Consider the following 18,130-nt stretch of genomic DNA (forward strand, 5'->3'; position numbering starts at 1 on the left):
GTCAGGACTCCTGTTCCCACAGGGCCCGGTACCAGCGGATCCGCTCGGCGTCCGGCGCGATGCCGTAGGCGTCGAACAGCTCGCCCTGGTGGCCCTCCCCGTAGTTCCAGTCCAGGCTCAGCGAGGCGACGGCGAGGTCGGCCCACCGGTCCCCGACGCTCAGGTCGCCGAGGTCGACGTGGCCCACCCAGCTGCCGTCGTCGGCGACGAGGGTGTTGGGGGCACAGGCGTCCCCGTGCACGACGACGGGGTGCTCGACCGGCGGACGCGGGCCCAGGGCCGGCGGGGTGCGGGCCGCCCAGGCCTCGGCCACCCGGTCGGCGGGGACCACGTCGACCGGCAGCGCGTGCAGTGCCCGGAGCCCGGCCGCGATCGCCGCGACGGCCTCGGGCCGACGGGCCCGCCACCGCGTGGTCCCCGGCCACCGTCGCGGTGAGCAGCCACCGGGCCTCGCCGTCCGCACCGCTGCCCAGCACCCGCGGGACGGGGTGGTGACCGGCGAGCCAGCCCAGCGCGTCCCGTTCCCGCCCCAGGTCGATCCCGGCGGAGTGCGGGCTCCACTTCACGTGCGCGGTCGATCCCAGCGCGAAGGTGAGCCCACCGAGCTGGTTGCGCCAGACCAGCCGGGCCGGTCCGTGCTCGTCCGCCAGCCGGGTGACGACGTCGGGCACCGGGTCCTCGCCGAGCTGGTGGAACCGGGCGAGCTCGCTGAAGGGCCGGTCGGTCACCGGCCCATCAGCGCACGCCCGACGCGGCGGCGCCAGCGACTTCTCAGTTGGCCATGTCCACGAAGCGCGAGTAGTGGCCCTGGAAGGCGACGGTGACGTTGGCGGTGGGGCCGTTGCGGTGCTTGACCAGCATGATGTCGGCCTCGCCGGCCCGCGGGGACTCCTTCTCGTACATGTCCTCGCGGTGGATCATCATCACCATGTCGGCGTCCTGCTCGATCGAGCCGGACTCACGGAGGTCGGACAGCATCGGCTTCTTGTCCTGACGCTGCTCGGACCCACGGTTGAGCTGGCTCATCGCGATCACCGGGACCTCGAGCTCCTTGGCCAGCAGCTTGAGCGCACGGGAGAACTCCGAGACCTCCTGCTGACGGGACTCCACCCGCTTGCCCGACGTCATGAGCTGCAGGTAGTCGATGACCACCAGCTTGAGGTCGTTGCGCTGCTTGAGCCGCCGCGCCTTGGCCCGGATCTCCATCATCGTCATGTTGGGGGAGTCGTCGATGTAGAGCGGGGCGTCGGCCACCTCGCCCATCCGGCGGGCGAGCTTCGACCAGTCCTCGTCGCTCAGCGAGCCCGCGCGCATGTGGTGCAGCGGCACCTTCGCCTCGGCCGACAGCAGACGCATGGTGATCTCGTGCTTGCTCATCTCCAGGGAGAAGATGCAGGCCGCCTGGTGGTGCTTGACGGAGGCGTTGCGGGCGATGTCGAGCCCCAGCGTCGACTTGCCCACGCCGGGTCGGGCCGCGATGACGATCATCTGGCCGGCCTGCAGGCCGTTGGTGAGCTCGTCCAGGTCGCGGATGCCGGTGGGCACACCGCGGGCGGTGCCACCGCGGCTGGCGATGGCGTCCAGCTCGTCCATGGTGGGCTGCAGGACGTCCTCGAGGCGCGAGTAGTCCTCGCTCATCCGCTTCTCGGTGACGTCGTAGATCTCCTGCTGGGCCCGGTCGACGATGTCGTCGACGTCGCCCTTGCCGCCGGCTGCGCCGTAGCCCAGCTGCACCACGCGGGTGCCGGCCTCGACCAGGCGGCGCAGCACGGCCTGCTCGGCCACGATCGCGGCGTAGTAGCCGGCGTTGGCCGCGGTCGGCGTGGACTGGATGAGGGTGTGCAGGTAGACCGCGCCGCCCATCCGGGACAGCTGGTCGGTGCGGTTGAGCTCGGCGGCGACGGTGATCGCGTCGGCGGGCTCGCCGCGGCCGTAGAGGTCCAGCACGCAGTCGAAGACGATCTGGTGGGCCGGGCGGTAGAAGTCCGCGCCGTGCAGGACCTCCACCACGTCGGCGATGGCGTCCTTGCTCAGCAGCATGCCGCCGAGCACCGACTGCTCGGCAGCGACGTCCTGAGGGGGCTGGCGGTCGTACTGGGGAGCTGCGGCCTGCGGCCTGCTGATGTCGTCGAGCACTGCCACTGAGAACTGCTCCCGTCGTTGCGCGGACCCACCACCACCGCGCCCGGACGGGGCGCTGCGACGTCGTCGTGTGTTGGTACCGCGGGGGTCCGACAGTTCCGACGTCGTCGGCCGGGGACCGCCCGCGCGGTGGGTTCGCAGGCGACGCTAGGCACCGCGGGGGGCGCCGTCCACGACCGCTGTGCACGTGGATCTGCACAACCTGTGGACAAGTCGGTGGACGAACGCAGCCTCCGTGTGGAGAGCGTCGGGGACGCGTCCCGGCCACCCGGCGGAAAGGCGCCCGTCACCTGGCAGTCCGCTGCCCGGACCCTGTGGACGGGAGAAAGTCGGCACCTTTCCGCCACACCCGGGCGCGGCGTGACGGCACCGGTGCGTCGCCACCACGGCACCCCACCAGGCCGCGGCCCAGGGCTGGCAGATCTCGCCCGGAACGCCAGCAGGGGCGCCGGACCGGAGTCCGACGCCCCTGCTGGAGGGTGGTGCTGTTACGCGGAGACGACCTCGATGGGCAGCGCAGCGCTGACCTCGGGGTGGACGCGCACCGTGACGGTGTGCGTGCCGGTGCTCTTGATCGAGCTGGGCAGTTCGACCCGACGACGGTCCAGGGCCGGACCGCCGGCAGCGGTCACCGCGGCGACGACGTCGGCCGTGGTGATCGAGCCGAACAGCCGTCCGCCGTTGCCGGCCTTGGCCGGCACGGAGACCTTCAGCGACGACAGCTGGCCGGCGACCTGCTTGGCCTCCTCCAGCGTCGCCACGTCGCGAGCCGCACGCGCACGGCGCAGGCCCTCGATCTGCTTCTCGGCACCGCGGGTGGCGATGATCGCCAGTCCACGGGGCAGGAGGTAGTTGCGGGCGTACCCGCCCTTCACCTCGACGGTGTCCCCGGCGGAACCGAGGCCGGTGACCTCCTGGGTCAGGATCAGCTTCGATGCACTCATGATCAGCGCGCCGTCGAGGTGTAGGGCAGCAGGGCCATCTCGCGGCTGTTCTTCACGGCCACGGCGACGTCACGCTGGTGCTGGGAGCAGTTGCCGCTGACGCGACGGGCACGGATCTTGCCGCGGTCGGAGATGAACTTCCGGAGCAGCGTCGTGTCCTTGTAGTCGACGTAGGTCGCCTTGTCCTTGCAGAACTGGCAGACCTTCTTCTTCGGCTTGCGGATGGGGGGCTTGGGCACAGGGTTCTCTTTCTAGGCTTACGAGATCAGAAAGGGGGCTCGTCGGACGACGACGCCGGGGTCGACCAGGGGTCGCTGGAAGCGCTGCCTCCGCCACCGCCGCCGGAGGAGCCGAAGCCGCCTCCGCCGCCGCCGGACGAGGACCCGCCACCGAAGCCGCCGCCGCCACCCTCACCGCGGTTGGCCTTGGTGACCTTCGCGGTGGCGTAACGGAGCGAGGGGCCGATCTCGTCGACCTCGAGCTCGATGACGGTGCGCTTCTCGCCCTCCTTCGTGTCGAAGGAGCGCTGCTTCAGACGGCCCGAGACGATGACCCGGGAGCCACGGGTGAGGGACTCGGCGACGTTCTCCGCCGCCTGCCGCCACACGTTGCACCGCAGGAAGAGGGCCTCGCCGTCCTTCCACTCCGACGTCTGACGGTCGAAGGTCCGCGGCGTGGAGGCCACGGTGAAGTTCGCGACGGCGGCACCGGACGGCGTGAAACGCAACTCCGGGTCGGCGGTGAGGTTGCCGATGACGGTGATGACGGTCTCGCCGGCCATGGTCAGTGAGCCTCGGGCCGCATCAGCTTGGTGCGCAGGATGGACTCGTTGAGGTTCAGCTGACGGTCCAGCTCGGCGACCGCAGCGGGCTCGGCCTCGATGTCGACGATGGCGTAGATGCCCTCGGCGTTCTTCTTGATCTCGTAGGCCATCCGACGACGGCCCCAGATCTCGGTCTTGACGGTGCCACCGGAGTTGGTGACGACCGACAGGAACCGGTCCAGGCTGGGAGCGATGGTGCGCTCCTCGAGCTCGGGGTCGAGGATGATCATCAGTTCGTAGTGACGCACGGAGAACCCCACCTCCTCTGGTCTCAGCGGCTGCAGAGTGTCTGCAGCAGGAGGGTTGTGCACGCGTCGCGCGTCGGACGGGACGACCACAGGGGGCCACCGCCAGACGCGCGTCGTTCAGGCTACCAGGGGCTGGACCAGCGGTCGGCCCGAGCGCTGCGTCAGCCGGCGGTGCGCTGGGCCCGGTGGGTGCGGACCAGGGCGGCCGTGACACCGGCCAGGGCGACGACGGCGGCCAGGGCCGGGATCGACAGCGCCGGGTCGGGCGTGCCGGCGGCGGAGTCCGCGACGGTCTCGACGTCGTCCCCGGCGCCGGAGCCCAGCGCGCCGCCACCCAGCCCGGCCAGGTCGCCGAAGACCGGGACCGAGGCGCCGTCGTAGGTACCGGCGTTGCCGCCGCCCCCGGCGGTGGAGGCGGCGTCCCCGGTGGCGAACCGGGAGGGGTCGAACGCGGCGGCGGCCGAGGTGTCCAGCGGCGCCATCTGGCCGGCCGGGGAGACGGTGCCGTAGCTGTAGGCGGTCCCGTCGACCGGTGCCTGGGTGGCCGGTGCGGCGGCCGGGGTCTCGGCCACCGGCGCGGTCGGGCTGGTGGTGCCGCTCGGCTGCGCGGTGGGGGTGGTCGGGGTGGTGGGCACGGCCGTGGGGACGGCGACGGGGGGCAGGCTGGGCAGGTTCACCGAGGGCAGGTTCGGCAGCGGGACCAGGGTGTTCACCACGAACGGGGTGGGCGCCGGGAGCGCGGGCAGCAGCGCCGTCGCGCCGTTGACCACCTGGTTGACCAGGTTCGAGGCCAGCCCGGACTGCACGTCGATCCGGTACGTGTAGGTGATGACCCCGGCGGTGGTGGCCGGGAAGGTCTTCGTCATCGAGGCGCCGGGGGCCAGCGGCTGTGCCCCGCCGCCGAAGGCGAGGGACACGTCGGTGTGCGCGGTCGCGGCGATCCCGCCCAGCAGGGGGAGCTGCACCGTCACCGGCTTGTCGGCGATCTGGTTGACGAAGGTGACCGACCCGCCGGCGTCCACCGACACCAGCGGCGGGGTGAGGTCCCGGATGGCCACCGTGGCGGTGGGCGCCGCCTCGGCCGCCGGTGCGGCCAGCACCGAGCCGGCCACGGCCAGCAGCCACCCCAGGGTCGCCACGGCGATGCCGCGTCGAGCCGTCCGCCGGATCCGGCCGCTGTCCATCGGTGCTGCCTCCACGTCGAGGTCTGTGGTGCTGGTGGGGCTACTCACGAGTAACCCACGTCACGGTGGAGAACGAGGGTGTGCCGCCGGGGGTACGCCCGCACCTGGAGGACTTCTGTCGGTCACCCTTCCTAGGGTCGTGCCATGTCCTCGCAACTCGTGGGAGTCCACGTCGGGTCCGGTCTCACCGCCGACAACCAGGTCGAGGACGGCGGGGTGCTGGCCCGGGCCGCCGAGGTCGACGCCGCCGTCGTCCAGGTGTTCCTGGCCGACCCGCAGGACTGGAAGGCCCCGAAGCCCCGCCCGGACGTCGACGAGCTCACCGCCGGCGACGTCGCCCTGGTCGTGCACGCCCCCTACGTGCTCAACGTGGCCTCCCCGAACAACCGGATCCGCATCCCCAGCCGCAAGCTGGTCGGCCAGCACGCCACGGCCGCCGCCGCGATCGGCGCGGTGGGCCTGGTCGTGCACGGCGGGCACGTGACCGGCAAGGACGACCCGGCGGCGGGCTTCGACAACTGGCGCAAGCTCTTCGAGCGGCAGGCCGGCGACGGCGGGTTCGGCGTCCCGGTGTGGATCGAGAACACCGCCGGCGGTGACCACGCGATGGCCCGCGAACTCGAGGCGGTCGCCCGGCTCTGGGAGGCCGTCGGTGAGTTCGGCGCCGGGTTCGTCCTGGACACCTGCCACGCGTGGGCCGCGGGCTGGGACCTCGCCACGGTGGTCGACGACGTCCGCGCGATCACCGGGCGCATCGACCTGGTGCACCTGAACAACAGCCGGGACGAGGCCGGCTCGAACCGCGACCGGCACGCCCCGCTGTCGGCGGGGGAGATCCCGACCGAGCTGCTGCTGGAGGTCGCGCGCACCGCAGGCTGCCCCGTGGTCCTGGAGACCCCGGGCGACGCCGCCTCGCACGCCGCCGAGATCGCCCTGCTGCGGGAGACCCTGGGCTGACTCAGGCGGGGACGGGCTCCGGTGCGGGCTCGGCCCGCCGGGTCAGCACCGGGCGCAGGCCGTCCAGCCGGAACCGGTCCGGGGCCCGGTCGAGCACCCCGCCGGCCGGGTCGTCGGTCCCGGGCCAGCTGCGCCGGACCAGGTCCCCCTCCGGCCGCCACACGTCCCGGACGACCAGGGCCACCAGCACCAGGACGGCGACGTCGCGCAGTCCGACGGCCAGGAAGAACCACTGCACGTCGATGCCCTTGTTGTCGGTGCCCAGGTACCAGAGCATCCGGGGCACCCACAGCAGCGCCTCGGTGGCCTGCCACAGCAGGAGCGAGCGCCACGCCGGGCGGGCCAGCACTGCCAGCGGCAGCAGCCACAGCGAGTACTGCGGACTCCACACCTTGTTGATCAGCAGGAAGCCGGCCACGAGCAGGAACGCCAGCTGGGCCACTCGCGGCCGGGTGGGCGCGGCCAGCGCGAGCCAGCCGACGGCCGCGGCCATCACCACCAGCAGCACCGCGATGACCGCGTTGAGCACCGCGGGTGACTCCCCGGCGGCGAGCGGGCCGTCGAAGAGCCGGTCCCCCGAGGCGGTGATCGCGATGTTCCACAGCGTGTCCGGGTCGGCCGGGCGGCTGTCGTTGAGGGCGAAGAACTCCCGCCAGTTCTCCGGTGCCAGCAGCGCGATCGGCAGGTTCACCGTCAGCCACGCCCCGGCGGCGGCCAGCGTGGCGGTCAGCCACGGCCGCAGCTGCCACGTACGGAGGCAGAGCACCAGCAGCACCCCCAGCAGCAGCACCGGGTAGAGCTTGGCCGCCGTCCCCAGGCCGATCAGCACCCCGGCCAGTGCCGGGTGCTCCTTCGCCCAGGCCCACAGGCCCAGCGTCGCGAGCGCCACGGCGAACAGGTCCCAGTTGGTGAAGGCGTGCACGAACAGCAGCGGCGAGAGCCCGACCATGGCGGCGTCCCACGGCCGGCGGCCGCTCAACCCGGCCACCGAGCGGGTCACCAGCAGGGCGCAGACGCTGAGCATCAGGCAGGTGACCACGTAGTAGCTCTGCACCGGCACGACCGAGGGCAGCAGCCCGACCGCGTCGGCGGCGGTGTCGTAGGCCCGGGCCAGCAGCGCGGCCAGCGCCATGAACCCCCCGGTCAGCACCGGGTACTCCAGCGGCGAGTCCAGGTAGGGGGTCAGCCCCTCCGACAACCCGCGCAGCCCGAACAGCGGCACGGTGTCGGAGTAGCAGAGGTGGGTGTACTGCTTGGACCCCGCCCAGTTGCCGTCCGAGCACGGCGACTGCTTCGCCCACGCCAGCGCCAGCACGACGACGGTGAACAGCAGGCAGACCCGCAGCGGGGTCCAGAACAGCGCCCGTCCGGTGACGGCGTGCCGGCCCCAGGGGCCGCCGAAGGCCTCGCTGGCCTGCCGCGCGACCCGGTCGGACCAGCTGGGGACGACGCGGTCGGGCCACTCGGGCGCGGCGACCTGCGGCGGCCGGCTCACCGTCGGGGACGACACGGGCCCGTCACCCGGCTGGTCGGCCGGGGACGGGCCCGTGTCGTTCGAGGTCACGCGGTCAGTGTGCCTAACCGACCGGCTGCCCCGGGATGGGCACCGCCGGTGCCGGTGACGGTGTCGTGGGCACCGGCGCCTGGGTCGTGGGCGCGGCCGTCGTGGGTGCCGTTGTCGTGACGGGGGGAGCCTCCGTGGTCACCGGCGCCTCCTCCGTCGTCGGAGCCGGCGCCTGCGTCGTCCGCTGGGGCGCCTGCGTCGTCGGCCGGGGGGCCTGGGTGGTCTGCGGCGCCGGGACGCTGTTGCCGGTGTCCCCGCGGATGATCGCCGAGTCCGGCAGCTCCTCCACCGGGGTGCCGGCGAGGACGGCGTCCATGTACTGCTGCCAGATCGCACCCGGCAGACCGGACCCGAAGACGATGGACCCGGCCGCGTTCACGATCGGGTCGCTCGGGCTGTCGTTGCCCATCCACACCGCGGTCGAGATGGACGGGGTGAAGCCGACCATCCAGGCGTCGGAGTTGTCGTCGCCCTGACCCTGGGTGCCGGTCTTGCTGGCCACCGGGCGATCGCCGTCCAGCGAGCGGCGGGAGTACTCCGCGACGCCCTCCATGGAGAAGGTGGTGTCGCTGGCGACGTCGGCCGGCATGGCCTGGGTGCCGGCGTCCACGACGGACTCCGGGGAGACCAGCACGCCGCCCTCGGCGTCGGTCACCGAGCTCACCATGTGCGTGGCGTGGTGCACGCCGCCGTTGGCGATCGTCGCGAAGCCGGCCGCCTGGTCGATCGGGCGCATCTCGTACTCGCCGATGCCGATCGCCGACCCGGTCTGCCGGGTCTCCGGGCTGGACAGCGTGCGCAGCGGGCCGCCCTCGATGTTGCCCAGCTGGGTGCCCTCGGGCCACACGTCGGGCATGCCGGTGGCAGCGAGCGCGACGTCGCGGACGGTGTCGCCGCCCACCTCCAGGGCGAGCCCGTAGAAGGTGGTGTTCAGCGAGCGGGTCATCGCCTGGACCAGCGTGCAGGAGCCGCACGAGGCACCGCCGGAGTTGCGCACCGGCGTCCCGCGGTCGGAGAAGGTCTGCGGCGAGCTGCCGTCGCGCCGGGCGTTGACGCTGATGCCCTGCTCGAGGGCCGCGGCCATCACGTAGGGCTTCATCGACGAGCCGGGCTGGCGCTGGGCCTGCACGTAGTCGGTGCCGGTGCTGGTGACCGGGCTGAAGTAGGTCAGCACGGCCCCGGTGCGCGGGTCGACCGAGACCAGTGCCTCGCGCAGGCCCTCGGGCTCGCCCTCCATCACGTCGGCGACGGCGGCCGCCGCGGCGTCCTGGTAGGCCTTGTTCACCGTCGAGGTGACCCGCAGGCCACCGGCGAAGATGTCCTGGTCGGTGAGCCCGTACGTGGTCTCCAGCTCCTGGACCACCTGGCGGGCGATGAAGCCCTCCGAGCCCTCCGGGTAGTTCAGGTTGGCCGTGGAGGCGGGCAGCACCTCGGGGTAGGTCGAGGCCTCCCGCTCGTCGGCGGTCAGCCAGTCCTGCTCGACCATGCCGTCGAGCACCAGGCCCCAGCGGTCCTGCGAGCCCTCGGGGTTGGTGGCCGGGTCGTAGGCACTGGGGCTGCGGATCAGCACGGCCAGCACCGCGCCCTGCTGCGCGGTCAGCGCGGAGGCGTCGACGCCGAAGTAGGCCTGCGCCGCGGCCTGGATGCCGTAGGCGCCGCGGCCGAAGTAGATGGTGTTGAGGTAGCCCTCGAGGATCTCGTCCTTGGTGTAGCTGTTGTCCAGCTTCACCGCGAGGAAGAGCTCCTGGAACTTGCGGCTGAACGTCTGGTCGGCCGTGAGCAGCGTGTTCTTCACGTACTGCTGGGTGATCGTCGAGCCACCCTGGGTCGAGCCACCGGTCAGGTTGTTCCACGCCGCTCGGGCGATGCCGGTGATCGAGATGCCCGGGTCGTCGTAGAAGTTGCGGTTCTCCGCGGCCAGCACCGCCTCCCGGGCGGGCACGGAGACCTGGTCCAGCGGCACGTTGATCCGGTTCTCGGTGCCGAGCCGGGCCATCTCGGTGGTGCCGTCGGAGTAGTAGATGATCGAGAGCTGGTCCTGCTGGACGTCGTCCAGGCTCGGGACGGTGGTGTTGGCGTAGACCACGCCCACGAAGACGCCGAGGAGCACGGCCACGCTGGCCACCAGCGCGGCGAGGACCTTGTAGACCCGCCGCCGCTTCTGCTTCGCCGTCCGCTTGCCCTTGCGCCTGGGCGCCGGCTTGCGGGCCTGGACGGAGGCGCCGCCACTGCGGGAGGCGGTCGTGCGGCCGCGGTCGGCGCGGGCCGGACGACGGGGGTCCGGCGGGCCGGGACGGCGACCGCCACCCCCGGACCGGGTCTCACGGACAGGGGGCGGACGGCGGAGCGAACCAGCAGGTTGCCCGACGGGGGAGGTCTCGTCGTGGGGAGGCACGGCGGTGGCCCCTCTCTCGAGTCGGTGGGCGGGCGCAGGCGTGCGCCACGCACCCAGGATGGCGGGTCGAGCTGTGAGGAACGGGGGAGCGCGGCGCTCCCGGCGGGCCGAACGCCTACTCGGTGGCTGCCCGGCGGCGGGTCTTGCGGGGCGCCCGACCGGGCAGCGGCTCTGCACCCAGGACGTAGGACGAGGCCAGGTGGTTCCAGCCGCAACCCCGGCAGACCTCGACGCTGTAGACGCTGAACTCGTCCTGCACGGCGTGCATCCGGGCCAGCTCGACCTGGGTCTTGGCCTGCCCGGCGACCGGCCCGAGGGCGTCGCCGTAGACGTAGTTGACCACGGTCAGCCGGTGGACCTGGCAGACCGGGCACGTCTGGTCGACCGTCTCGCCGTGGTGCTTGGCCGCCCGGGCGAGGTGGGGGCCGGCGTCGCAGACCTCGGACACGGTGGTCCGGCCGGCCTGGACGTCGGCCAGCAGCGAACGGCGACGCAGGGCGTAGTCGACCACCGCCCGCCTCACCACCGCAGCTCCGGCCACCTGGCGATCGTACGCACGCAGGGCCTCGCCGTCCCCCCTCCGCGGGCATCCCCGGGCGGACACCCGGGCGTCATCCGGAGTTGCACCGCCGGCCGTGCGTCGATGTATCGTCGCGATACATCGATCAGCGGTGGACGAGGACGGAACGAGGTGGCGGGGTGCTCGAGTTCGCCATCCTCGGTCTGCTCCACCAGTCCCCGATGCACGGCTACGAGCTGCGCAAACAGCTCGCCGGCGTGCTCGGGGGCTGCGCAGCATCTCCTACGGGTCGCTCTACCCGGCGCTCAAGCGGATGCTCGCCGCCGGCCTGGTCTCCGTCGTGGACGGCGACCCCAAGGCGCTGCTCCCCGCGGACGCACCGCCGCTCACCGGGCGGCGCGGCAAGGTCGTCTACGCCATCACCGCCGAGGGCAAGGAGCGCTTCCACGAGCTGGTCAGCCAGACCGGCCCGGAGGCCTACGACGACGAGGGGCGCTTCGGCGTCCACCTGGCGTTCTTCGGCTCCACCGCCGCCGACGTCCGGCTGCGCATCCTCGAGGGCCGCCGCCGCACCGTCGAGCAGCAGCGCGACGGGCTGCGGGCCGCCCTGGCGCGGACCCGGGAGCGGATGGACCGCTACACCCTCGAGCTCCAGCGCCACGGGCTCGACGGGGTGGACCGCGAGGTCCGGTGGCTGTCCGAGCTGATCGATCGAGAACGTGCCGACCCGGCAGCGTCGCCGGAGCCGGACAGCACCACCACCTGAGCCATCTCGTCATCGGAGCCGAGCACGCACGTGTGCTGGCACAAGGAGGAACCCCGTTGTCTTCAGTCAAGGTCGCCATCGTCGGCGTCGGCAACTGCGCCGCGTCGCTGGTGCAGGGCGTCGAGTACTACAAGGACGCCGACGCCACCCAGTCCGTCCCCGGGCTGATGCACGTCGAGTTCGGGCCGTACCACGTCCGGGACGTGCAGTTCGTCGCCGCGTTCGACGTCGACGCCAAGAAGGTCGGCCGTGACCTCTCCGAGGCCATCGTCGCCAGCGAGAACAACACGATCACCATCGCCGACGTCCCGCCGCTGGGCGTGACCGTGCAGCGCGGGCACACCCTGGACGGCCTGGGCAAGTACTACCGGGAGATCGTCGAGGAGTCCGACGAGCAGCCGGTCGACATGGTCACCGCGCTGCGCGAGTCCGGTGCCGACGTCCTGGTCTGCTACCTGCCCGTCGGGTCGCAGGAGGCCGCGGAGTTCTACGCCCAGGCCGCCATCGACGCCAAGGTCGCCTTCGTCAACGCCCTGCCCGTCTTCATCGCCGGCACCCCCGCGTGGGCCCAGAAGTTCACCGCCGCCGGTGTGCCGATCGTCGGTGACGACATCAAGAGCCAGGTCGGCGCCACCATCACCCACCGGGTGCTCGCCAAGCTGTTCGAGGACCGCGGCGTGCAGCTGGACCGCACGATGCAGCTCAACGTCGGCGGCAACATGGACTTCAAGAACATGCTCGAGCGCGAGCGCCTGGAGTCCAAGAAGATCTCCAAGACCCAGTCGGTGACCAGCCAGGTCGACCGCGACATGGGCAAGGGCAACGTGCACATCGGCCCGTCGGACCACGTGCCGTGGCTCTCGGACCGCAAGTGGGCCTACGTGCGCCTCGAAGGCCGTGCGTTCGGCGACGTCCCCCTGAACCTGGAGTACAAGCTCGAGGTCTGGGACTCCCCGAACTCTGCCGGCATCATCATCGACGCCGTCCGCGCCGCGAAGATCGCCCTGGACCGCGGGATCGGCGGCCCGATCCTGTCGGCCTCGTCGTACTTCATGAAGAGCCCGCCGGTGCAGTACAGCGACTCCGAGGCCCGCGACGCCGTCGAGGCGTTCATCCGCGGCGACGCCGGCGCCTGATCCACCGGGGCCCCGGACCTGCTGGTCCGGGGCCCCGAGGGCGTCCAGGGAGCCCTCCTAGGGTGGGGCCATGTCCGCCCGGCCCCGCCTGTTCGTCGTCGTCCTCGGTCTGGTGCTGGCGCTGCTCGCCGGCTGCGGGGACGACGGCGGCGCCTCGGCGACCCGCGCCCCCGGTGACCCGATCACCGCCGACGAGGCCGACGTGCTCGCCGGCCTGCTGCACCGGGACTTCGAGGCCGGCGGCGCCGACTTCACCGTCGCCGCCCCGTTCGCCGAGGGCACCGTGCTGACCCTCACCGGCGAGGTCGACTTCCGCCGCGGCGAGGGCAGCGCGCAGGCCGTCACCAGCTACAGCGACGGCCGGCCCGACGACACCCGCACGCTGTTCTTCACCGCCACCGACCTCTGGTACGGCGACGTCCCCGGGCTGACCGAGGCGATCGCCGCCGCCGGCCGTCCCGACGTCACCTACCTGCAGCGCCCGATCTCCAGCACCCAGCCCGACGGGACGGCGTCGCTGGTCGACGTGCTGGTCCAGCTGGTGCCGCGGCTCTCGGCCCGCGCCGACGACGACCCACGTGCCTTCCTCGAGCGGGACTACACCTGGCAGGGCCAGTCCTCGGTCAACGGCCAGCTCGCCGGGGTCTACCAGTTCGGGGCCGGCACCACCGTGGCCGTGTCCGCAGCCGACCAACTGCTGCTGCAGTACGTCACCCGGCTCACCGACCAGACCTTCGACGTCACGGTGACCCTGGCCGACCACGGGGAGCGCTCGATCACGCTGCCCGGCGAGGACGTCACCGCCCAGGCCGCGGACTACCCGGACGTGGTCGCCGAGCTCGGCTTCTGACGGGGGGAGACAGCGCGGGAGGGACGGTCTCTTCCCCAGACCGTCCCTCCCGCAGGTCGAGTTCTACCAGAGCGCGACGTGCTGCGCGCCCGGCGCGCTCAGTTCTGCGACGGGTCCGCGGTGGCGGTGGAGAGCACGGCCCGACGGCCGGTCTGCCGGCCGAGCACCGACCGCCACAGCGCGGCCCCACCGACGGTGGAGACGACGTCGTCGGGCTGCCCGGCCAGGCACGCCCAGGCGCCCTCGGCGATCTCCGCGCCGAGCTGGCCCGGCGACCACCCGGCGTACCCGGCGAACACCCGCAGCCCGGCGATGCCGTGGCCCAGCTCGTCGGGGTCGGAGTCCAGGTCGACCAGGTGCACGTCGCCGTCGACCGTCTGCAGTGCCGCGCCCGGGCGGCCGGTGGCCACCGCCAGGCACAGCGCCGTCTCGCTCTCGCACGGCCCGCCGACGTGGAAGACCCCCGGCTCGACGGCCAGGTCCGACCAGCCCGGGAGCACGTCGTGGATGGCCACCTCGCTGGGCCGGTTGAGCACCACACCGACCGTGCCGGTCGCGGAGTGGTCGAGCACGTAGACCACCGTGCCGGCGAAGGTCGGGTCGGTCAGCATCGGCATCGCGACCAGCAGGGCACCGGGTCGGACGTCGTCCAGCGTGCCGATCGAGACCGGCGGGGCGGCGACGGCGGACGGCCGGCCCGCAGCCGAGGCGGCGGGCCGACGCTCCGGGTCGGACGAGGCGGGCACCGGGTTCATCGGCTGCCAGTGTGCCCCAGGATCGGGGTCCGGCGGTGCCCTCCACACGTCCGGATGCGTCTCGCTTCCCCGGACGTAGGGTCCTGGGGGTGGCGGGACGTGCGGTGGTGGCACGTCGGCTGCTGGCCCGCGGGGACTTCCGTCGACTCCTGCTGACCCGGCTGTCCTCCCAGTTCGGGGACGGGGTCTTCCAGGCCGCGCTGGCCGGCACGGTGCTGTTCAACCCCCAGCAGGCCACCGACCCGCTCGACGTCGCCCTCGGGTTCGCCGTCCTGCTGCTGCCGTACTCGCTGATCGGGCCCTTCGTCGGCGTCTGGCTGGACCGCTGGAGCCGCCGCCAGGTGCTGCTGTGGGCCAACGTGCTGCGGGCCGGCCTGGTCGCCGTCGTCGCCACGATCACCTGGGCCGGGGTCGGTGGGCCGGCCTTCTTCCTCGCCGGGCTAAGCGTGTTCTCGGTCAACCGGTTCGTGCTCTCGGCGCTGTCGGCCGGCCTGCCGCACACCGTCGACCGCGGGGTGCTCGTGTCGGCCAACGCGCTGTCGACCACCTCGGGAGCGGTGTCCACCGTCGTCGGCGGCGGGGTGGCCGTGGGCGCCCTGGGCCTGCTCGGCGCCGGCAACGGCGGGTACGCGCTGCTGGCGCTGCTCTCCGGCGTCCCCTACCTGGTGGCCTCGGCCGTCGTCGCCGGTTTCGCCCGGCCGTACCTCGGCCCCGACCACCTCACCCGGACGGCGACGGCCTCGGCCCGCGACGTGCTGCACGGCCTGGCCGCCGGGGCCCGGCACGTGCTCGACCACCCCCCGGTGACGGCCGTGCTGGCCGTCATGGCGGTGCACCGGGTCTGGTACGGCCTGCTCACCCTGATGACGCTGCTGCTCTACCGGAACACCTTCACCGAGGGCAGCACGCTGTTCCCGGCCGGGTTGGGCGGCCTGGCCCAGGTGCTCGCCGCCGGCGCCGTCGGCACCCTGCTCGCCGCCTCCGTCACCCCGTGGGCCGTCCGCCGCTGGGGCAAGGTCCGCTGGACGACCGGGGCCCTGGTGCTCGGTGGCGTCGGCCAGCTCGCCCTCGGCCTGCCGTTCCTGCCGCCCACCATCGTGGCCGCCGGCTTCGTGCTCGGCTTCGTCGCCCAGGCGGTGAAGATCTGCGTGGACACCACCCTGCAGGAGTTCGTCGACGACGACTTCCGCGGCCGGGTCTTCTCCGTCTACGACACCGTCTTCAACGCGACCTTCGTGGCCGCCCTGGTGCTGGGCGCCGTCGTCCTCCCCGAGTCCGGCGTCAGCGTCGCCGTCCTCCTCGTCGTCGGCGCCGGCTACCTCCTCCTCGCCGCTGCCTACGGAGTGTGGAGTGCCAGAGCGCAGGTCTCCTCCGCTCCTGCCCTCCGCTCAGGCGACGAGCGGGCTCAGCTCCGCGGCGACCCGAGCCGGTGACCACCGGATGGTGTTCACCGGCCACCTGAGGAGCGTCAGGCCGGTGCCCACGATCGCGTTCTGACGGCGCAGGTCCCACCCCCAGTCCGCGGCCCCCAGGTGCCAGGCCCGTCCGTCGGCTTCGCCGACGACCCCCGCCCGCCGCCACAGGGCGTCGACCTCGAACGTGCCCATCGCGGTCTCCACCTCGGCCCCCCACTCGGGTTCCGGCAGTCCGGCCATCGCGACCACACGCCGGAGGTCGCTCTCCCCGACGGACCGCATCCCCCTCCCTGCGTCGAGCAGTGCCTGTTCCAGCCACGGTGTCCGTCGCCGTCCCAGGAGAACGGCCTCGGCGCAGAGCTCGGCGACAGAGCTCAGCTCCTTCTGCAGGACGTCGGAGACGACGTGATCGACGTCCCGGCGCCTCGGGACGGTGACGGCCACGTCGACGGCAGCCCTGGCCGGGGGACAGCAGGGGAGTCCGTCGACGGAGTGGGGCTCGGGGACGGCCCGACGGCTCTGGTGCACGACGACGAAGCCACGGGAGTCGAGGTGCCGGCCGTGCGGCACCGTGACCTCGACGAGTCCACCCTCGGGTGGTCGTTCGTAGGTCCCCCGCACACCGGCCGGTCGGGGTGCCAGGTCGAGCTCGCTGACCCGCGCCCCCACCGAGACGAGTGCACTGCGGTGCGACAGCACCGCACCGTCGCCCGCGTACTCCAGCGCTGCCTGCCACCGTTCGACGCGGGTGAGCGGCCCGGTGTGGCCCACGACGACCCCCGGCAACGGCTCCTGCCACCGACCGCCCCGGACCGCCGTCCGGATGCGGTAGGTGGACACCTGCGTCAACCGACTGCGGTGAGCGACCGGGCGACCCAGGTGGTCGACGAGAGGCAGGAGCACCGCCGCAGCCTGACGTCATCTCCGCGACTCCCCTCCCGCTGTCCACAGACGGAGGGTGGGAGAGCAGGAGACCTGCGCTCTCACCCTCCACTCAGCGGGAGCGCCACCAGGTGAGGAGCTCGGCCTCGGCGGTGTCGGGGTCCAGCGGGCCGCGCTCGAGGCGGAGCTCCTTGAGGAAGCGCCAGGCCTCGCCGACCTCGCGGCCGGGTGGGATCTCCAGCAGCTCCATGATCCGGTTGCCGTCGAGGTCGGGCCGGACCCGCGCGAGGTCCTCGGCCTCGGACAGCTCGGCGATCCGGGTCTCCAGGGAGTCGTAGGTCGCCGAGAGCATGGCCGCGCGCCGCTTGTTGCGGGTCGTGGAGTCCGAGCGCACCAGCTTGTGCAGGCGGGTCAGCAGCTCGCCGGCGTCGGTGACGTACCGGCGGACGGCGGAGTCGGTCCACTCGCCGGAGCCGTAGCCGTGGAAGCGCAGGTGCAGGAAGGTCAGCCGGGAGACCTGCTCCACGACCTCCTTGGGGTACTTCAACGCCAGCAGCCGCTTGCGCACGAGCTTGGCGCCGACCACCTCGTGGTGGTGGAAGGAGACCCGGCCGCGCGGCTCGTGCCGGCGGGTGGCCGGCTTGCCGATGTCGTGCAGCAGGGCCGCCAGCCGGAGCACCAGGTCGGGGGAGACGGCGTCGGGGTCGGCGAGCTCCAGCGCGATCGCCTGGTCGAGGACGGTGAGGGAGTGGGTGTAGACGTCCTTGTGCTGGTGGTGCTCGTCGATCTCCATCCGCAGCGCGGAGAGCTCGGGCAGGACGACGTCGGACAGCCCGGTGGAGACGAAGAGCTCCAGCGCCGCCCGGGGCGCGGGGTTGAGCAGCGTGCGGGAGAACTCGTGCTGCACCCGCTCGGCGGTGATCCGGGCCAGCTCGGGGGCGAGGGTGGTCATCGCCTCCACCACCTCGGGCACCGGGGTGAGGTCGAGCTGGGCGACGAACCGGACGGCGCGGAGCATCCGCAGCGGGTCGTCGGCGAAGGAGTCGGTGGCCAGGCCGGGGGTGCGCAGCCGCCGGGCGAGCAGGTCGCCGAGCCCGCCGAAGGGGTCGGTGACGGTGCGGTCGGGGCCCAGCGAGACGGCCATCGCGTTGACGGTGAAGTCCCGGCGGGCGAGGTCGTCGACCAGCGAGTCGCCCCAGGCCACCTCGGGGTTGCGCGACTCCCGGTCGTAGCGGTCGGCGCGGTAGGTGGTGATCTCCAGCCGCTCGCCGCGGACCTCGGCACCGACGGTCCCGAAGGCGATGCCGGTGTTCCACGTGGAACTGGCCCACCCGGCGAGGACGGCGAGGGTCTCCTCGGGGCGCGCCGAGGTGGTCAGGTCCAGGTCACCGAGCCGCGGCTCGCCGGCGCCGGCGGCCAGCAGCGCGTCCCGGACCGACCCGCCGACGAGGTGCACCTCGTGGCCGGCCGCGGTGAAGCGCTCGCCGAGTTCACCCAGCACCGGAGTGAGGTCCACCAGGGCGCGGACGGTGTCCTGCACCGCCTCGGG

Annotated in this window: 16 protein-coding genes and 2 pseudogenes; 5 read left to right on the forward strand and 13 right to left on the reverse strand. The window is 72.8% G+C overall.

Annotated elements, in window-relative coordinates:
* Position 1 precedes the first annotated feature (1 nt).
* From F1C76_09760 to F1C76_09790, 7 genes and pseudogenes are all read right to left on the reverse strand, one after another.
* Positions 2–728, reverse strand: a pseudogene (locus F1C76_09760) (phosphotransferase).
* A 43-nt stretch (positions 729–771) separates the two neighbouring features.
* Positions 772–2,142, reverse strand: a complete 1,371-nt coding sequence (gene dnaB, locus F1C76_09765; protein ID QNG36846.1) for a replicative DNA helicase — start codon at positions 2,140–2,142, stop codon at positions 772–774.
* 488 nt (positions 2,143–2,630) lie between these two features.
* Positions 2,631–3,086, reverse strand: coding sequence for a 50S ribosomal protein L9 (locus tag F1C76_09770; GenBank protein ID QNG36847.1), 456 nt, complete (start codon positions 3,084–3,086; stop codon positions 2,631–2,633).
* Between the two features lie 2 nt (positions 3,087–3,088).
* The gene (gene rpsR / locus F1C76_09775) at positions 3,089–3,325 is read right to left on the reverse strand and encodes a 30S ribosomal protein S18 (protein ID QNG36848.1); all 237 of its coding nucleotides are present in this window, start codon (positions 3,323–3,325) and stop codon (positions 3,089–3,091) included.
* 26 nt (positions 3,326–3,351) lie between these two features.
* Entirely contained in the window at positions 3,352–3,867 is a 516-nt protein-coding gene (locus F1C76_09780) for a single-stranded DNA-binding protein (protein ID QNG36849.1), read from the reverse strand.
* A 2-nt stretch (positions 3,868–3,869) separates the two neighbouring features.
* Positions 3,870–4,157 carry a 30S ribosomal protein S6 gene (locus F1C76_09785; GenBank protein QNG36850.1) on the reverse strand — a complete coding sequence of 96 codons (288 nt, stop codon included), beginning with the start codon at positions 4,155–4,157 and terminating at the stop codon, positions 3,870–3,872.
* A 161-nt stretch (positions 4,158–4,318) separates the two neighbouring features.
* The gene (locus tag F1C76_09790; GenBank protein QNG36851.1) at positions 4,319–5,389 is read right to left on the reverse strand and encodes a hypothetical protein; all 1,071 of its coding nucleotides are present in this window, start codon (positions 5,387–5,389) and stop codon (positions 4,319–4,321) included.
* 96 nt (positions 5,390–5,485) lie between these two features.
* Between F1C76_09790 and F1C76_09795 the strand changes: the two genes are divergently transcribed.
* On the forward strand, positions 5,486–6,298 hold the full coding sequence (locus F1C76_09795; protein QNG36852.1) for a deoxyribonuclease IV: 813 nt from the start codon (positions 5,486–5,488) through the stop codon (positions 6,296–6,298).
* Between the two features lies 1 nt (position 6,299).
* Here the strand turns inward: F1C76_09795 and F1C76_09800 are convergent, their stop codons facing one another.
* The 3 genes from F1C76_09800 to F1C76_09810 all read right to left on the reverse strand — a co-directional run bounded on the left by F1C76_09800 (position 6,300) and on the right by F1C76_09810 (position 10,768).
* Positions 6,300–7,793: a DUF2029 domain-containing protein gene (locus tag F1C76_09800; GenBank protein QNG39137.1), complete on the reverse strand. Its 1,494-nt coding sequence runs from the start codon at positions 7,791–7,793 to the stop codon at positions 6,300–6,302.
* A gap of 82 nt (positions 7,794–7,875) precedes the next feature.
* Complete coding sequence (locus F1C76_09805; GenBank protein QNG36853.1) at positions 7,876–10,257, reverse strand: penicillin-binding protein; 2,382 nt, start codon at positions 10,255–10,257, stop codon at positions 7,876–7,878.
* Between the two features lie 115 nt (positions 10,258–10,372).
* Positions 10,373–10,768, reverse strand: a complete 396-nt coding sequence (locus F1C76_09810; protein ID QNG39138.1) for a hypothetical protein — start codon at positions 10,766–10,768, stop codon at positions 10,373–10,375.
* 188 nt (positions 10,769–10,956) lie between these two features.
* On the opposite strand from F1C76_09810, the pseudogene F1C76_09815 reads away from it, so the two are divergent.
* The 3 genes and pseudogenes from F1C76_09815 to F1C76_09825 all read left to right on the forward strand — a co-directional run bounded on the left by F1C76_09815 (position 10,957) and on the right by F1C76_09825 (position 13,529).
* Positions 10,957–11,543: pseudogene (locus F1C76_09815) on the forward strand (PadR family transcriptional regulator).
* 56 nt (positions 11,544–11,599) lie between these two features.
* Positions 11,600–12,679 (forward strand): inositol-3-phosphate synthase, encoded by a 1,080-nt coding sequence (locus F1C76_09820; protein QNG36854.1) that lies wholly within the window; start codon positions 11,600–11,602, stop codon positions 12,677–12,679.
* A 70-nt stretch (positions 12,680–12,749) separates the two neighbouring features.
* On the forward strand, positions 12,750–13,529 hold the full coding sequence (locus F1C76_09825) for a hypothetical protein (protein QNG36855.1): 780 nt from the start codon (positions 12,750–12,752) through the stop codon (positions 13,527–13,529).
* A 98-nt stretch (positions 13,530–13,627) separates the two neighbouring features.
* Here the strand turns inward: F1C76_09825 and F1C76_09830 are convergent, their stop codons facing one another.
* A complete protein-coding gene (locus F1C76_09830) occupies positions 13,628–14,284 on the reverse strand; it encodes a hypothetical protein (protein ID QNG36856.1) in 657 nt (218 codons plus the stop codon).
* An 89-nt stretch (positions 14,285–14,373) separates the two neighbouring features.
* Here F1C76_09830 and F1C76_09835 point away from each other — a divergent pair, with 89 nt between their 5' ends.
* Positions 14,374–15,717 carry an MFS transporter gene (locus F1C76_09835; protein QNG36857.1) on the forward strand — a complete coding sequence of 448 codons (1,344 nt, stop codon included), beginning with the start codon at positions 14,374–14,376 and terminating at the stop codon, positions 15,715–15,717.
* On the opposite strand, the gene F1C76_09840 is transcribed toward F1C76_09835, so the two are convergent.
* Positions 15,673–16,539 carry a hypothetical protein gene (locus F1C76_09840; GenBank protein ID QNG36858.1) on the reverse strand — a complete coding sequence of 289 codons (867 nt, stop codon included), beginning with the start codon at positions 16,537–16,539 and terminating at the stop codon, positions 15,673–15,675. The genes F1C76_09835 and F1C76_09840 overlap by 45 nt on opposite strands.
* 154 nt (positions 16,540–16,693) lie before the next feature.
* Positions 16,694–18,121, reverse strand: a complete 1,428-nt coding sequence (locus F1C76_09845; protein QNG39139.1) for a CCA tRNA nucleotidyltransferase — start codon at positions 18,119–18,121, stop codon at positions 16,694–16,696.
* Positions 18,122–18,130 lie beyond the last annotated feature (9 nt).

Source organism: Geodermatophilaceae bacterium NBWT11 (genome assembly GCA_014218215.1).
Lineage (GTDB): Bacteria > Actinomycetota > Actinomycetes > Mycobacteriales > Geodermatophilaceae > Klenkia.

Excerpts from the sequence above, each read along its gene's own strand:
- F1C76_09795 (QNG36852.1), top strand. The coding sequence starts at position 5,486 with ATGTCCTCGCAACTCGTGGGAGTCCACGTCGGGTCCGGTCTCACCGCC.
- F1C76_09780 (QNG36849.1), bottom strand. The coding sequence starts at position 3,867 with ATGGCCGGCGAGACCGTCATCACCGTCATCGGCAACCTCACCGCCGAC.
- F1C76_09825 (QNG36855.1), top strand. The coding sequence starts at position 12,750 with ATGTCCGCCCGGCCCCGCCTGTTCGTCGTCGTCCTCGGTCTGGTGCTG.
- F1C76_09770 (QNG36847.1), bottom strand. The coding sequence starts at position 3,086 with ATGAGTGCATCGAAGCTGATCCTGACCCAGGAGGTCACCGGCCTCGGT.
- F1C76_09830 (QNG36856.1), bottom strand. The coding sequence starts at position 14,284 with ATGAACCCGGTGCCCGCCTCGTCCGACCCGGAGCGTCGGCCCGCCGCC.